The 15,394-nt window shown below is 47.0% G+C and carries 14 protein-coding genes; 9 read left to right on the top strand and 5 right to left on the bottom strand.

Annotated features, from left to right (window positions below; genetic code table 11):
- Positions 1-5 precede the first annotated feature (5 nt).
- The 4 genes from Q0698_RS04190 to Q0698_RS04175 form a co-directional block, all read right to left on the bottom strand.
- Positions 6-302 (bottom strand): hypothetical protein, encoded by a 297-nt coding sequence (locus tag Q0698_RS04190; protein ID WP_298634039.1) that lies wholly within the window; start codon positions 300-302, stop codon positions 6-8.
- 129 nt (positions 303-431) lie between these two features.
- Positions 432-785, bottom strand: coding sequence for a DUF6249 domain-containing protein (locus Q0698_RS04185; RefSeq protein WP_298634037.1), 354 nt, complete (start codon positions 783-785; stop codon positions 432-434).
- A 93-nt stretch (positions 786-878) separates the two neighbouring features.
- Positions 879-1,424, bottom strand: coding sequence for a DUF2058 family protein (locus Q0698_RS04180; protein WP_298634035.1), 546 nt, complete (start codon positions 1,422-1,424; stop codon positions 879-881).
- A 90-nt stretch (positions 1,425-1,514) separates the two neighbouring features.
- Positions 1,515-2,156 carry a DUF502 domain-containing protein gene (locus Q0698_RS04175; RefSeq protein WP_298634034.1) on the bottom strand — a complete coding sequence of 214 codons (642 nt, stop codon included), beginning with the start codon at positions 2,154-2,156 and terminating at the stop codon, positions 1,515-1,517.
- Positions 2,157-2,606: 450 nt separating this feature from the next.
- On the opposite strand from Q0698_RS04175, the gene Q0698_RS04170 reads away from it, so the two are divergent.
- The 8 genes from Q0698_RS04170 to tdh all read left to right on the top strand — a co-directional run bounded on the left by Q0698_RS04170 (position 2,607) and on the right by tdh (position 13,167).
- Positions 2,607-5,060, top strand: a complete 2,454-nt coding sequence (locus Q0698_RS04170; RefSeq protein WP_298634032.1) for a TonB-dependent receptor — start codon at positions 2,607-2,609, stop codon at positions 5,058-5,060.
- 87 nt (positions 5,061-5,147) lie between these two features.
- Complete coding sequence (locus Q0698_RS04165; protein ID WP_298634031.1) at positions 5,148-7,007, top strand: sulfotransferase family protein; 1,860 nt, start codon at positions 5,148-5,150, stop codon at positions 7,005-7,007.
- Positions 7,007-7,153 carry a hypothetical protein gene (locus Q0698_RS04160; RefSeq protein ID WP_298634029.1) on the top strand — a complete coding sequence of 49 codons (147 nt, stop codon included), beginning with the start codon at positions 7,007-7,009 and terminating at the stop codon, positions 7,151-7,153. Before Q0698_RS04165 ends, Q0698_RS04160 begins: the two co-directional genes overlap by 1 nt.
- Positions 7,150-8,145 (top strand): serine/threonine dehydratase, encoded by a 996-nt coding sequence (locus Q0698_RS04155; RefSeq protein WP_298634027.1) that lies wholly within the window; start codon positions 7,150-7,152, stop codon positions 8,143-8,145. The genes Q0698_RS04160 and Q0698_RS04155 overlap by 4 nt, the downstream gene beginning before the upstream one ends.
- Positions 8,146-8,384: 239 nt before the next feature.
- Positions 8,385-10,157: an SLC13 family permease gene (locus Q0698_RS04150; RefSeq protein ID WP_298634025.1), complete on the top strand. Its 1,773-nt coding sequence runs from the start codon at positions 8,385-8,387 to the stop codon at positions 10,155-10,157.
- A complete protein-coding gene (locus Q0698_RS04145; RefSeq protein ID WP_298634023.1) occupies positions 10,158-10,490 on the top strand; it encodes a metalloregulator ArsR/SmtB family transcription factor in 333 nt (110 codons plus the stop codon).
- A gap of 449 nt (positions 10,491-10,939) precedes the next feature.
- The gene (locus Q0698_RS04140; RefSeq protein ID WP_298634021.1) at positions 10,940-12,133 is read left to right on the top strand and encodes a glycine C-acetyltransferase; all 1,194 of its coding nucleotides are present in this window, start codon (positions 10,940-10,942) and stop codon (positions 12,131-12,133) included.
- A gap of 8 nt (positions 12,134-12,141) precedes the next feature.
- Positions 12,142-13,167, top strand: coding sequence for an L-threonine 3-dehydrogenase (tdh, locus tag Q0698_RS04135; protein ID WP_298634254.1), 1,026 nt, complete (start codon positions 12,142-12,144; stop codon positions 13,165-13,167).
- An 86-nt stretch (positions 13,168-13,253) separates the two neighbouring features.
- Here tdh and Q0698_RS04130 read toward each other — a convergent pair whose 3' ends face one another.
- Positions 13,254-14,273: a LacI family DNA-binding transcriptional regulator gene (locus Q0698_RS04130; RefSeq protein WP_298634019.1), complete on the bottom strand. Its 1,020-nt coding sequence runs from the start codon at positions 14,271-14,273 to the stop codon at positions 13,254-13,256.
- 183 nt (positions 14,274-14,456) lie between these two features.
- On the opposite strand from Q0698_RS04130, the gene nagK reads away from it, so the two are divergent.
- Positions 14,457-15,347 (top strand): N-acetylglucosamine kinase, encoded by an 891-nt coding sequence (gene nagK / locus Q0698_RS04125; protein ID WP_298634017.1) that lies wholly within the window; start codon positions 14,457-14,459, stop codon positions 15,345-15,347.
- The last annotated feature ends 47 nt before the right edge of the window (positions 15,348-15,394 follow it).

Genomic DNA, 15,394 nt, shown 5'->3' with positions numbered 1-15,394 from the left:
GTGGTTTAGCTAATAGAGGTGGACGAGGGCGGTGCTCTTGCCTTGGGCTGCTCGGCAAGTTCAAATGTGGGAGTTACTTGCTGGAATGCCCAATCGAATAAGTCTGAAACGACACGGTGGGCAAAGTCTAAAGTGGTGTTAACCGCTTTCGACGAACCATCAATCACCGCACAACTTACACAGATTTCTCCGTGGGTGTGCCCAGGGTGGTCAATGTTATGAAAAGACGAAAGAATAGGCAGGCTAACCAAAATGGCTAGTACGGCGATAACAGTTAGACGCTTGAAGGACGTTATGTTCATTTGCCCCCCGAGTAAGCTGTATGAATGACGTCAGTTCAACCTGATTATAGTCGTGGGAGTGGATAGATACAACTGAAACAACGAAGCCCTCAATAAACTGAAGGCTTTGTGTTGTTCACTTAACTAAAATTAGGCTTCTTGAGTAGTACGGAGTTGGTAGTTAAGTAGCAGTGCTATGCCCATGCAGAATGGGAAAATACCGGCATATTTAAATCCTTCAAGATCTCCATTCATGAAGCCAACAGCCATCGCAGCCGCACCCAGGCTGAGAAGAATCAACGCGGTTCGGCGGTCGGCATCGGGTGCTCGACGAGTTCTGTTGAGATTTTCTAGTGTTTCGGTCGTCAAGGTCTCGCCTTTTTCTATAGCCAAACGAAGCGTCTCCTGCATCGCGAGGCGATATGCGGTTCGAGCTCGAATAAAGTAAGTGAGTACGAGCGCTGGAACGCCGAAAACCGTTAAAATTGCGATAACTTCAGTCATGATTACATTCCTTATTAAGATGAATTTTTCTTGCTTACCTTAATAGACGGCAGAGCCACTTATTTGGATGCAAAAAAACATCTCTCTGGAATGCTACCAGTCGAGGTCGTCAGGGATTTCAAAATCTTGGTACCAATCCTTCTCTTCTTCGCTCAGTTCGAACACATCTTTGTTTTCGCAGAATAATACGGCGTCAGGGACACGCTGCTCAATTTTGGATGCCACGGCGGCTGGAATTAATTCGAACTGATCACCATTTATACCTATCGCCAAAAGTTTCTTTTCAAGCGCAGTGAACTGCTTCGCGCTAACGGAAATTTTTTTGACTTTAGATTGGTAGCTGAAGTTGTAGTCGACCTCACCGTCTTTGGCGATTCGATTGGTAAGAATGAGTTGCTTAACCTGAGCTACAAGCTCCTTCTTGCGCTGTTCTTCCTGTCTCGCTCGGTTGAGTTTGCGGTCGCGCTCAGCCGCTGCAGCACGCTCGGCTTCCAATCTGGATTTATTCTCGTCGACAACGGGCTGCTTGCTTTTGAGTTGCTGCTTCTTCTGTTTGTTCTTCTTTTTATTGGCTTGGGTGGCATCTTTTTTAGAAATAAGGCCGGCTGCAAGTAATTGGTCTTGAAGAGAGGATGGCATAGCGCAGTAAGTCCTGAAGAGGTTAAAAATTGATGAGCCTATAATAGTTCTAGATCTAACACGCCGCAATGACTGCGTGGGCGAAGATTTCTAACTATCCGTCTTTATTTGAGCGACACCTTCATGGCGACTAAGAAGCGCTCCGGTTCCCGCTCCGCAAGCAATAATTGTGCGCATCATATCTTCAACGCCAATGTCAGGATATAAGGTCACAGCTTCCGGTGGCAGGTGATACATTAACCCTGAAGTGGGGTTCGGGCCAGTGGGGACAAAGACGGTGAAATCACCATTCGAATGTCTCGAAGTAACCAAGGCGGTTACTTTAGTAGGGCAGTTAACGCCAAAAAGTTGCACCACGGCAACCTCGCCCTTAGCAAAGGGTGAATTACTTTTATCACCAAAAAATTGCCCTACAATCTCCTTGATTAAATTGTAACCCGGCGCTAATCGGGAGGCATAGCGATCGAAGCGTTCATGAGCCCAAGCGCCAATACTGGTGGCAACAAGTGTTCCCAGCAAGAAGCAGAGCGCCAAGATGAGTGAAAGAGCGAGAATATCTCCGACTAGGGGCGGTAGATCAAAATTTTCTAGAAGGACTAATGTGATCGGGCTGATTAACTCGGAAATCACACTGAATAACCAGCGAAATAGTAGCGCTAAAATCATAATAGGTAGGATAACTACCACGCCGCCAATGATGGCATTTTTAATGAAGTTTCTTATAGCCGACATACTCAGTGTGCCCTGTTCTTAAGTCGTAAACTGATCTTAACTTCGAAGGTATCGAATAGCGAGGTAAATTAGCTTTCGGCATAGCTTCGTTAAGCATTCGAAGCGCGGTAAGTATTGCTTATTTTTTGTCCAATATTGCATTCGGAGTTAATTATCAAATAATACTGCTTTATCGTTACAGAGGTTGACCATCTTTGATTGTCGATCGATGATTATTTTTTTAATAATAACCCTCCAAATAAAGCTCTCAGTGAATTTATTGAACTGTGCTTTAAACACTAGACTAGGTAAAGCCTCTACAGCTAATTGTTAAAGGTAATTCTACTTTTTTGCGGGTTACTATTGACTTTTTTTGCATTCGAAGTACAGAATGCAGCTAGATGGGTAGTTACTAGTACCTATCGGTCAGATAATATAATTATACAAATACGTACATCTGAGGAGTCAGGCATGGGTACAAACTTTAAGGCCAAGCATTCAGTCCTAGCGACATCGATTGCTGCGGTACTTGCAGCTAACACTGCTGCTGCACAGGAAGCATCAAGCCAGTCGTCGGTAGGACTAGAGGAAATTGTCGTTACCGCTACTAAACGTGAGTCAAGTGTTCAGGATCTGGCTGTCGCAGTAACCGCTGTTACTGGGGATCAGCTAACTGAGCTATCAATCGTTAATATCCTCGATCTCGACAAGACCGTTCCAGGTATGCAGGTTAAGAACTCCGGTAACGATCCGGTAATTATCATGCGTGGTGCTGGTGCAGCTGGTACTAACGATATCTCAGTACCTGTTTACATTGATGGACAGTACCGACCGCGCGCTGGTCAGGCACTAGCCTCTTACCTAGACGTCGAGCGTGTCGAAGTGCTTCGAGGTCCGCAGGGTACGCTATTTGGTCGTAACACTTTAGGTGGTTTGGTTAACGTTATTGCTAACAAGCCCAGTACCGAAGATTTCGACTTCGGGGCTGCAGCAACGCTAGGCAACTACTCTCTTCGTAAGGTTGAAGGTTTTGTTAATATTCCTATGGGCGATATGTTTGCCGCTCGTATTACCGCGAGTGACACCTTCCGTGACCCATACGTTGTAAACACTTTCAACGAAGATGGTGGCCTTAAAGATGCCGACAACACCTACGCTCGTGCACAACTTGGTTTCTATCCAAGCGATGATTTCGATCTAACGCTAACGGCAACTTACTGGGAAGATACCGCTAACGGTAATGCTGACTACGCGTACAAAGTATTGGGTGTACCAGTTAACCCGTCTACCGGCGGAACCAACGGTATGACTGGCGTGATGGAGCCTCGTCAAGGTACTAGTGCTTCCGCTAATGGCGGTCGTCCGCAGGCCGGCGAATACCCAACTGATTTCACGGCAGCGACTGACCCAGATCCATACCGTATCGCGAATGATTTTGGTGCTAGCCGAGACATTAAAGAGACCTCTTTCAGTGCTGCACTGAACTGGGATCTAGACTTCGCTACGCTCCGCGCTGCTGCGACCTTATTTGACTATGAAGAATACCGTTTGACGGATTCTGACCTTTCACCAAACCCGTCTGCAGATCTTGATAACCGTGGTCCTCAAGCGTTGGATTGCACCTGGTGGAACTACTACCCAGCAACAGACTGTGGTCTGGTAGCCGGTCAGCGTGTTAATTCGAAAGCTATCCAAGCTGACGTTAACTTGAACTCTAACAGCGAAGGCCCACTGCAGTGGACTCTTGGCTATTACTTCTATGATGACTCAGGTGATGGTGACACAAGTGGTGAATTCGTTTGGGGTTACACCTCATCTGCTACACCGCAAAACCCAGTATGGGCCCACTGGTTGTATCAGGGTAATGGTGGGACTCAGTCTCAGGCTATCTACGGTCAAGCGGCATACGATCTAACTGATGACTTAACGCTTGAAGCCGGTCTCCGTTACTCGGAAGATGAGCGCCGTTCTTACACCATGTACCTAGACACGGGTCTAAACTGGGGTACTTGGCCGCCAAGCTTTGATAATCCAGAGTGGGTTGCGGATCGCACATCAGATTGGCCGACGTTGTTCACCGTTAAAGGTGAAGAGATCAATGGCAAGGCAAGCAATACTGACTACAAATTGGCACTTAAGTACAACCTAAACGATGACGTTATGATGTACGGTTCGGTGGCAACAGGTTACATCGGTGGTTCACCAAAAGGTGGCGGTAGCTTCGAATTGACGGATCCAAACACAGTTGATGCTTACGAGATTGGTGTTAAGTCTACGTTGTTAGACGGCTCAATGCGCTTGAACGCCGCGGCCTACCGAAATGACTTTGATGGTCTTTCGACTACTGTCTTCGTAGAGCAGAATGGTACTATCTTGGCGCAGCAGGCTCCGGGCGGCAGCATGAGTTCGCAGGGTCTTGAGATTGAGATGAACTGGCAGGCAACTGGTCAGTTGTTCCTAAACGCTGGTGTATCATTTGACTTCTCCGAGTTGGATGAGTTCTCTGAGCAGGAAAGTCGTTTCGACGAAGGTGGTACACTTGATCCTGATTCGGGTGATCGTTTCCATTACCTGCAGGGTAAAGACGCTCGCTTCTCGCCTGACTACACGATTGCCTTAGGCGCTTCTTACAGCATCCCACTGGGTTCGATGGGTGAGTTGGTTCCAGGAGCATTCCTTTACCATTCGGCTGAGTACAAGACGCAGAACGTAGAGTACTTCTTCGCTAAGCAAGAGGCTTACACTACACTAGATTTGCGTGCTACTTGGTTCACGCCGCTAGATGACGTCTCAGTACAGGCTTACGCGAAGAACGTGACGGAAGAGGTTTACCTCACTGAAACAACCGTATTCTCTCGTGGCCGCGCAATGGGTGATTACAACGCACCGCGTACCTTCGGTGTTCGTGTAGCGTACAACTTCTAACGCTCGCGAATATTCATGATAAAATGAGCCCCGCCTAGCGGGGCTTTTTTTTGCTAGTCTATTGTTAATCTGTTTTTAGGATAAGTAATGAATCCAAAATTAGCCGAGTGGCTTAAAGCCGGTTTGAAAGCGCAGCAGCTAGGTCAGGTTGATCAGGCAATAAAGCTTTTCAAGAAGGTTCTGAATAAGGATGCTAGCAATGTTCCGGCGTTAAATTTACTTGGGGTTGCGGAACTTGGTCAGGGTAGAGCCGAATCGGCCGCAAAGAACATTGAAAAAGCGCTTCGATATCGCGAAGCTGATCCTCAGGCGCATGGCAATATTGGCTTAGCATATCGTGAACTGGGCCAAGCCGAGTTGGCGGAGCAGCACTTTAAACGAAGTCTTAGTTTGAATGGCCGCAACCCTGTCGTCTTAAACAACCTCGCGAACCTACTTACGGAATTACAACGCCCGGGAGAGGCCATTCCCCTGTTTGATAGGGCTTTGGCTGAGGCTCCTCAGTACGCCGAGGCTTGGACTAACCTTGGCTCAGCGTTATTAATGACAGGCCAGCATAAAGAAGCCGCTATTGCCTGCGACAGGGCATTGAGACTGGATGCTAATATCGCCCAGGCACTCAATACCCGAGCTGAGATCGCACGTCATTTCGCCAACTTTAATCAGGCGATCCTGGATTATCGGGCGGCAATTAAGATTCACCCGCACTATACAGACGCTCATATTAATTTAGCGAATGTACTACGTGAAAGTGAGCAACCTAAACAGGCTCAATTGGTGCTAGAAAAGGTGCTCGAGTTTTCACCGAATAATCCTCAAGCGCTAACGAGTTTAGGAGTGTTGGCGGAGCAGTTAGGCGATTTAACTTTGGCTGCTGAATACTTTTTGCGAGCGATTGATGAAGCGCCAAATAATGTCATGTCGCATTATCAGTTGGCGCAGTTAAAAGGACGACGCTCCTCGCTCGAAGAAATTGAAGAGATGAAACGTTTATGGAATCTTGACGGCATCCCTGAGCAAGAACGAATGCACCTGGGCTTCGGTTTATTCAAGGCACTTGAGCAACAGGGCGAGTATGACGAAGCCTTTTCCTTCTTGGCAGCGGGAAATAAGATTAATGCCCAACACAACCCCTATGATGACGTTCAGGCTGAACGTTACCTAGACAGTCTATTGAGTGAGTCAGCAGCCTGTTCAGTGAATGTCGAAGACTCACTCAAGGACAGCCCTCAGTTAGTATTCGTACTGGGCATGCCGCGTTCTGGTACCACTCTAACTGAACAGATTTTGGCTAGCCATAGTGATGTGTTTGGTGCGGGCGAAGTTTCCTATGCCTATGATGTTGCGCGTGATGTAGAGAATTTAACCGGAGCGACATACCCCGCTGGGGTACAATCCCTGAAGGCCGACCAGCTTTCGAGTCTGGCAAAGGCGTACTTGGTTAGGTTTAGCGAAGAAGCACTTGCTAATAAGGTGATTGTTGATAAGACACCATTAAACTTTCAGTACATCGGGCTATTGGCGCGTATTTTCCCAAGCGCGAAGTTCATTAACTGCATTCGTGAACCGATGGATAATTGTTTTTCGATCTTTAAATTACCCTTTGGCGATTCCCAATCCTACGCGCACAGCTTGCAATCCCTTGGGCAATACTATCGCCGTTACGAACACCTCATGGCAGGCTGGCAGCAGCAATTCCCAGGGCGGGTTTACGCCTGTGAATATGAGGCAACGGTTGCCGATCTAGAGACTCAAGCCAAGCATTTACTGGACTTTATCGACTTGGAGTTTGAAGCTGAAGTGCTTGATTTTCATGCTTCAAAACGCCTTGTTCGTACACCGAGTGCCTCGCAGGTAAGGCAGCCAATTTACCAATCATCGGTTGCTGCATGGAAACGATACTCAGAGCAACTTGCTCCGCTGAAACAGGCGTTGGGGCTACGCTAATGGCTATCATTCACTTAGATGAGTTGATTCCCCTCGTAACTTTCCTCAAGGTGTTGAGCGCGACGCTGAGTGAGAACTTAACTGATATCTCGAATAAGATGTTGAGCGAGCCACTGAATGAGATGTTGAATGAGGAGATGACGTGATTGACCCGAGAGAAATTCGCGAGGCTCAGGTTCGCCTAGCGGGGAGAATAAAAAGGACGCCCATTTTTAGTAGTCAATTGCTTAATGATTACCTAGGTCATGAGTTTTTCTTTAAGGCAGAGTGTCTACAGTCAGTTGGTGCATTTAAAGCTCGAGGCGCTTTAAATATGCTAACTAAGGCACTTTCTAGTCCTGATCATGGTATTCAACGAGTGGTAGCAAATAGTTCTGGTAATCATGCTCAGGCAGTTGCTTGGGCCGCTCGTGAAGCGGGCTTGCCAGCGACAATATTAATGCCCAAGAGTGTCTCGCCAGTGAAAGCTCAGGCAACCCGAGGTTATGGCGCTGAAGTTATCCTTGGGGAGGATCGGTTTTGGGTAGATAGAGAAGTTCATCGATTATCCACAGAACCCGGTACGCTCTGGCTTCCCCCCTATGATCATCCCGATATTATTGCCGGGCAGGGCACTGCGGTCGCCGAAGCACTCGAGCAAGTCGCTGATCTTGATGTGATTGCAGCCCCCTGTGGTGGCGGTGGACTCCTAGCGGGTTCATTACTTGCTGTAAAGAACGCGGGAAGCCATGCTCAAATTGTGGGTGCAGAGCCTCAGGCGGCTAACGATGCCGCACAATCTTTGCGAGCGGGAAGAATTTGCGGATTGGCCGAGGCGCCAAGCACGCTAGCCGATGGCGCTATGACATTGCGCGTGGGGGAACATAACTTCCCTCTATTACAGCAATTAGATGGTTTCTACGAGGTTTCTGAAAAGGATATTGTCTATTGGTATCAATGGCTGAATCATCTTCTAAAACTTCAAGTTGAGCCGACTAGTGCCATGACGATGTCGGCGGTGTTACAACACGTTAAGCGTTCAGTTTTGCCTCAGCGCATCTTGATCGTCTTATCGGGAGGAAATGTCGATGCGGGGATGCGGCGAAAACTTTGGGCTCAAGATCAGCTCGTTAATCAACCGAGCGCTGAGCGAGAATAATTGAGTTTCCGATAGGCAAAAAAAATCCCGGCTCTATATAAGGGGGAGAGTACCGGGATTAAAAATTCTCGTAGAGAGAATTGCTACTGCTTGCGGGATTTATAATCTCAATTTAGCAACTTGAGTACTATCCGCGGAAATACGCTGTAGCTATGTGATTTCTTGTATAAAAATTTCCCCTAATACTTTAGATTTAACTAATATTAAAATTAAAGTTGTCTTTTATTAGCGGACCGTTGATGACTCCCAGTATTTTTTTCACGCTTACTTTAGTTAGTTGCTTACTAGTGCTATTTCTTGTGGGCCGATTTCGCTCGGAATCTGTGGCCTTGGGGGGAATGTTGGTGCTCGGCAGTGCTAGCTACTTTGGGCTAGAACTTTTGCCTAATATCAACAGCCTTTGGGATGGTTATTCATCTAATGCAGTGATTTCGTTAGTCGCCGTTATGTTAGTTGCGGTCGGCCTGCAAACGGCAGGATTGATGGACAGTATTAGTCGCTGGATTGCACGGCACGGTCGAAATGATGAGTTAAGAGTCACTGGTCTGTTGATGTTGGTAGCCGGGATGGTCTCTGCTGTTATTCAAAATACGGCGGTAGTTGCTTTATTTTTGCCTGTGGCAACGGTCCTCTCTCGACAGCTTAAGATATCTATCTCTCGTCTAGCAATGCCGATTGCTATAGCTGCGGCCGCCGGAGGCACCATGACATTGGTGGGAACCGCGCCGTTAATTTTGGTTCAGGATCTAATCCCCGTCGAGCACGTCGATATTGGTTTTCTTGCTCCCTTCACTACGGGTTTGTTCATTTTACTCGCAGCCATTGTCATTCATCTATTAATCGGCCAGCGCCTCTTGCCAAGTCGATCCGTTTTAAAGTCCTTAAGTCGCGGTGACCAGTATAGTATTCGTCCTCGGTTGCGAGGGATTACACTCGATAATCATAGTCGCTTTGTGGGACGTAAATTTGGTTCATTTGAACGAATCTTTAGGATTACTGTCGCGGCATACTTGCGCGATGGAAAGTGGATCTATACACCCTATCGTCACGATTCGATTCCACGATCCACCGTTATTGCCGTCTTTGCAACCGACGAAGAGCTCGCTGATTTGATCAAAGAACCAGGAATTAATAACTGCAAACTAAAGCCCAGTGCATTCTCCACGGGGACTGCAGATTTTGTTGAAATGCTGGTTCCCGTAGGCTCACCATTGGCAGGACAACGTATTCGCAAAGTCAGTATTCGGAAGAACTATGGCGTTGCGCCACTGGTAATTTCCTCTGGTGGTAAATTGAAACAATATAATCTCCGCAATCGGAGATTACGTGAAGGAGATATGATTTATGGCTACGCCGCTTGGCATAACCTCACTCGCTTTAATAAGCCTCGAGAGCTCTGGCTACTAGGAACCGCACCCACGCCTTACAATCGTGACAAGGCTCCACATGCTCTTGTAGGTCTCGCCATCGCGGCAGTTGGACTACTGCTCGAAATCCCTTCATCGCTAGCCTTTAGCTTGGGCGTGGCTTGGATGGTGTCAGCGAAATTGTTTAATTTTAAAGATGTCATCAGAGAGGTTAATTGGTCGACAGTAGCTCTATTGGGCGCCATGATACCTATTGGTTCAGCGGTTTCTTTCTCGGGCAGTGCAGCTTATTTAGCCGATATTCTGCAGCACTTCTTCTACGGGATGCACTTCTTCGAGATGTGTATGTTCCTTTCATTTTTTGCGTTAGTTGCCGGTATGGCAATGACCAACGTCGGTGCCGCAACAGTGATGATCCCGGTGGCGGCTCAAATAGCTGTGGCAATGGACCTTGACGTGAACTCTCTGGCGCTAGGCGTAGCCATTGCCGTGTCGAACACCTTTGTGCTGTCCAGTTCACAGGTCAATACACTGGTGCAAGCGTCTGGCGAGTATCAGACCAAAGACTATTTTACTGTCGGCATTTGGCAAACGTTTTCGTATGCCTTAATTATTAGTTTGGCGTTATATATCGGAGTGCTGTAGATGCCTAGTATTGAAGCGGATTTATTGGAGGAACGAAGTGGGGAAGCAGCGGCCTTATTGAAGCTAATGGCTAATCGTCATCGGTTGCTGATTTTATGCTATCTCCATGAAGAGACACTATCAGTGAGTTCGCTGCAGTCTAAACTTTCGCTTTCACAATCTGCGCTATCCCAGCATTTGGCCAACCTTAGGCAGGCCGGGGTTGTGTCCACTGCTCGAAAGGGAACTGAAGTACACTATCGTTTGGCGGATCATCGAGTCGTTGAGCTATTGGCTACTCTTCAGGAGGTAATTTGCCAGCCCGAAGAATTTATTGAGCATAAGACGAAGTGAATCACTAAGTGCTAGCTTAATGATAAAGCGCAAATATAAAAAATTGAGTAAGTAGCTAGAAAAAGAAACGACCCAGTTAACTAACTGGGCCGTTTCTTTTTTGGGGGAGAGATACTCATTTCAAGCGGGTATCTGAATTATCAGACCGGGGTAAGTCGAGAAAGTTCACAAAATTAGTAATTATTTTCTCTATTTAAGAAAACGCTCGGGAACCCGCGAGTACTTCGTCAACGGTGACAGTTCTCCTTTGTCTGAGCTTTAAGCTACATTTAAGGCTGAGCCGCTTATTTTCGGTTTACTTCACCCCTCTTGTAATTCTTCTGGAGGGGATTCCGTTGGCGGGAGAGAATATTTACATAAGTAAATCTATACGTTTATTTAATTGTCTATTTAACTGTATTGGGGATAAAATAGTCTCAATCGGCGTTAATTTTGAGTGGGAGATGATGATGAAATCTGCGTTTTACGAGCATCTAAATACTGAACTTGCAGATATAAAAGCGGCAGGGTTGTTCAAAGGTGAACGAATTATTACTGGGCAGCAAAGCGCTGAGATAAATGTTCAAAGCACCGGTGAAGTCATTAATCTTTGTGCGAATAATTATCTGGGCTTGGCGAATGACCCTGAATTGATTAAATCCGGCCAGAATGGTTTAGCTGACTATGGTTTCGGAGTTGCTTCGGTGCGTTTTATCTGCGGTACACAGGATATTCATAAACAACTTGAAGCAGATCTTGCAAAATTTCTTGGTACCGAGGATGTCGTTCTCTATGCTAGCTGTTTCGACGCTAATGGTGGCTTGTTCGAGGTGCTATTAGGGCCAGAAGACGCCATTATATCCGACGCTCTCAATCACGCCTCGATAATCGATGGTGTTCGTCTTTGTAAAGCCAAGCGTTTTCGTTATGCAAATAATGACATGCACGCACTGGAAGAGCAGTTAATTGCTGCTGACAAAGCGGGCGCTCGATTTAAACTGATTGCCACCGATGGTGTCTTCTCAATGGATGGTGTCATCGCTGATCTTAAGTCGATCTGTGATTTGGCGGACAAGTACAATGCCATGGTGATGGTTGACGATTCGCATGCGGTAGGTTTCCTGGGCGCTAATGGCAAGGGCTCCCACGAGTACTGTGGGGTATTGGATCGTGTAGATATCATTACCGGAACCCTAGGTAAGGCGCTTGGTGGTGCATCGGGTGGTTACACGGCGGCAAGCAAATCGGTCACGGACCTGTTGCGTCAGCGTTCTCGCCCCTATCTGTTTTCTAACTCTCTAGCGCCATCGATCGCTTCGGCAACTCGCCATGTTTTAGAGATGGTTGCGACCGGTGCTGAACGCCGTGTTCAACTAGAGGCTAACGCAGCTCATTTTCGTAACCGAATGACGGCCGCTGGTTTCACGCTAGCGGGTGCCGATCACCCCATTGTTCCAGTGATGATTGGCGATGCAAAGAAAGCGGCGGATATGTCAGCGGAACTGCTAAAGCGCGGTATCTACGTGATTGGCTTTTCATTCCCAGTTGTACCGAAGGGGGAGGCGAGAATTCGAACGCAAATGTCTGCGATTCACACAAGAGCGCAGCTCGACAAGGCAATCGATGCATTTATTGAGGTTGGCCGCGAGATGGAGATTATCTAATGACAACAATGAAAGCATTGGTCAAGGAAAAAGCCGAACGCGGTCTATGGATGCAGCAGATTGAGAAGCCAAGCTGCGGTCCTAATGATGTGCTCATTAAGATTCGCAAGACGGCAATCTGTGGGACCGATCTGCACATTTTTAAGTGGGATGAGTGGTCGCAGAAAACTATTCCCGTTGGTATGAATGTGGGGCATGAGTTTATTGGTGAGGTCGTTGAGCTAGGATCTCAAGTTTCAGGCTTTGCGCTTGGAGACAGGGTTTCGGGCGAAGGGCATATTACCTGTGGGCACTGCCGTAACTGCCGAGCTGGTAAGCGCCATCTCTGTCGTAACACTGAAGGGGTGGGCGTAAATATACCCGGTGCATTTGCTGAGTACTTGGCCATTCCTGCGGTGAACGCATTTAAGATTCCGGATAATATTTCCGACGATTTGGCGGCAATTTTCGACCCCTATGGAAATGCAGCGCATACTGCTTTGAGTTTCGACCTAGTTGGTGAAGATGTATTGATTACCGGTGCCGGCCCAATTGGCATTATGGCCGTAGCCATTGCTCGTCATGTTGGCGCCCGTCATGTAGTTGTCACCGATATCAATCCCTATCGTCTAGAACTAGCGCAAAAAATGGGAGCTTCACGTGTTGTGAACGTTAATACCCAGTCATTAACTGATGTAATGCAAGACCTTGGCATGGATGAAGGCTTTGACGTGGGCTTGGAAATGTCAGGGAACGGTCACGCGTTCCGAGATATGCTGGCAAAGATGAATCACGGCGGAAGGGTTGCGCTATTGGGAATCCCAAGCTCTGAACTAGCAATTGACTGGAACGAAGTTATCTTCAAGGGTCTGTTCATCAAGGGTATTTACGGCAGAGAGATGTTCGAGACTTGGTATAAAATGGCAAGTATGCTCCAAAGTGGCCTTAATCTTGAGCCGATTATTACCCACCACTACCACGTAGATGACTTCCAAAAGGGGTTTGAGATGATGGAGAGTGGTCAGTGTGGCAAGGTAATTCTTAACTGGGACTAAGTATTAGATTAGCTAGCTTAAACTAAGCGCTGTAATGAAAGCCTCGGAAACCTAGTTTTCGAGGCTTTTTTGATTGGCGTGATGAGTTAGTCCTCTCCCAAGGTTGACTCTCGTTTGATGATTCGGGGATTATAGCAAAGGCTCGGTAGCTCTTTTTTAGATTGCGAGACAATATCCAAAAGCCGTTGCGCTGCTAACTCTGCAATATAGATATTGTTTTGATGCACGGTTGTTAAACGCGGCCAGCTTTGTTTCGAAAAGGGGCTATTTTCAAATCCGGCTATCGCTAAATCCTCTGGGCAATTCAGCGCCAATTTTCGGGCTGCGGAGAGCACCCCAGCAGCCATTTCATCGTTACCCGCCAAAATGGCGCTAGGTTTATGCGTTCGGGAAAGCAATTCAAGCGCTGTCTTTTGACCCGAATCAAAGGTGTATTCAGTCGAGACGATCAGGGACTTTGGCTCAGGAATCGATGCCTCGCGCAACGCTGATAAATAGCCGGAATAACGTTGCTGGGTTGAATAATGATCCATAGAGCCTTTGATAAATGCAATCTGACGATGTCCCAGCTCAATAAGGTGTCTTGTTACCTGGCGAGCACCATCGAAGTCATTAACGAAAACCGATGTCGAATCCGTGGTCTCTTCGCTGGGTGGAGGCGCTGAGATAATCTTTACGTAATCAATTTGTGCGGCTTCTAATGCAGCTAAGAATTCTGGATTTTCAGAAAAGGGAGAAGTCAGTACGACCCCAGCTACGCGAGCTTGATTCTTTAATGAACTGATTAGTTCCTGCCAATTATCTTCGAATGAAGTGGGATGGATGACGAGTTCATAGTTATTCTTTCGTAGTACGTTTAATAAACCAGTCTGGAGGTCGGTAACATAGTAGGCATTCGGATTCTGATAAAGACAGGCGATAGTGAAAGAATGCTTTGAGGCAAAGCTCCGCGCCGCCGTACTTGGGCGATACTTCAGTTCGTTGACTGCCTCTAAGACACGCGCTTTGGTCGTTGCTCTCACGGAAGACTCGTTGTTCATTACCCGTGAAACCGTCTTAATCGAAACACCCGCTAGCGCTGCCACGTCATCAATAGTAGCTCTCAAAACATCCCCAAAATTTTTTAGTAAATCAATATATTTAGCCAATGTAGAGTAATTTCAAGCAATTGTAAAAAAGTAAATGACAGCGCTGTCAGTTTAGCGTTAAACTTCTACCACAATATAAAAAGAAGCTAGGCTAGGTAAGCCCTTTGAGCTTTTGACCTAAGCAAGATACCGGAGTAGTAAATGTCGATAAATTCAACACAGCCCCTTTTTGTAGGCATCGACGGTGGCGGCAGTAAATGTCGTTCCATTATCGTTGACGAAAATGATCATATTTTAGGGACTGGGGTATCGGGTCCTGCTAACCCTATGAATGATTACGAAACAGCGATTAGCTCAATTGTGGAGTCAGTTGAGCTGGCTCTTGACGATGCCAAGCTTGATCGCAGTTTGATGCCCAACCTCATTGCGGGTGCTGGTTTAGCTGGTGTCAACTTCAGCGCTGGACGAGATAAGATGCTGGCGTGGTCTCATCCCTTTGCAGAGTTTTATTTAACGACAGACCTTCATAGTGCCTGTATCGGCGCGCATAAAGGGAGTGACGGCGCGGTGATGATTGTTGGTACTGGGTCCATCGGTATTAGTGTTAAAGACAACGACCATTTTATCCTGGGTGGCCATGGTTTTCTTCAGGGTGATATGGGCAGTGGGGCTTGGTTTGGTTTACAAGCGGTTCGGTTGGCTTTAAGTTCGGCCGATCAGTTGTCGCCAAGCACCAAGATGCTAGACATACTGCTCGAGAAATTATCGATTAGTCATCACTTAGATATTATGGAAGTAATGGCTAATAAGCCTGCACGCAACTTCGCACAATTGGCAAGTGTTGTGTTCCAAGCTGCCGAAGAGGGTGACAAAGTTGCACTAGAAGTCATTCACGAAGGTGCGGGTTATCTATCAAGACTTGCGATGCGACTACTTGATCAATCTCCACAGCGCTTCTCAATGGTTGGTGGATTGGCACCCATTGTACTGCCATTTATGGATGAACGTGTTCAAGCGGTGGTGCAACCTACTCTTGAAGAACCGGAAGTTGGCGCCTTGTATTTTGCTCGGCAACAACATTTTAAAAAATAGTCAAAGGCGTTCATCAGTCATAAAAAAAGCGAAGTAACTACTTCGCT

The organism is uncultured Umboniibacter sp. (assembly GCF_947497555.1).
In the GTDB taxonomy this organism is placed as follows: domain Bacteria; phylum Pseudomonadota; class Gammaproteobacteria; order Pseudomonadales; family DSM-25080; genus Umboniibacter.
The sequence above is the reverse complement of the archived record's forward strand: the minus strand, read 5'-3'. Positions and strand labels throughout refer to the sequence as shown.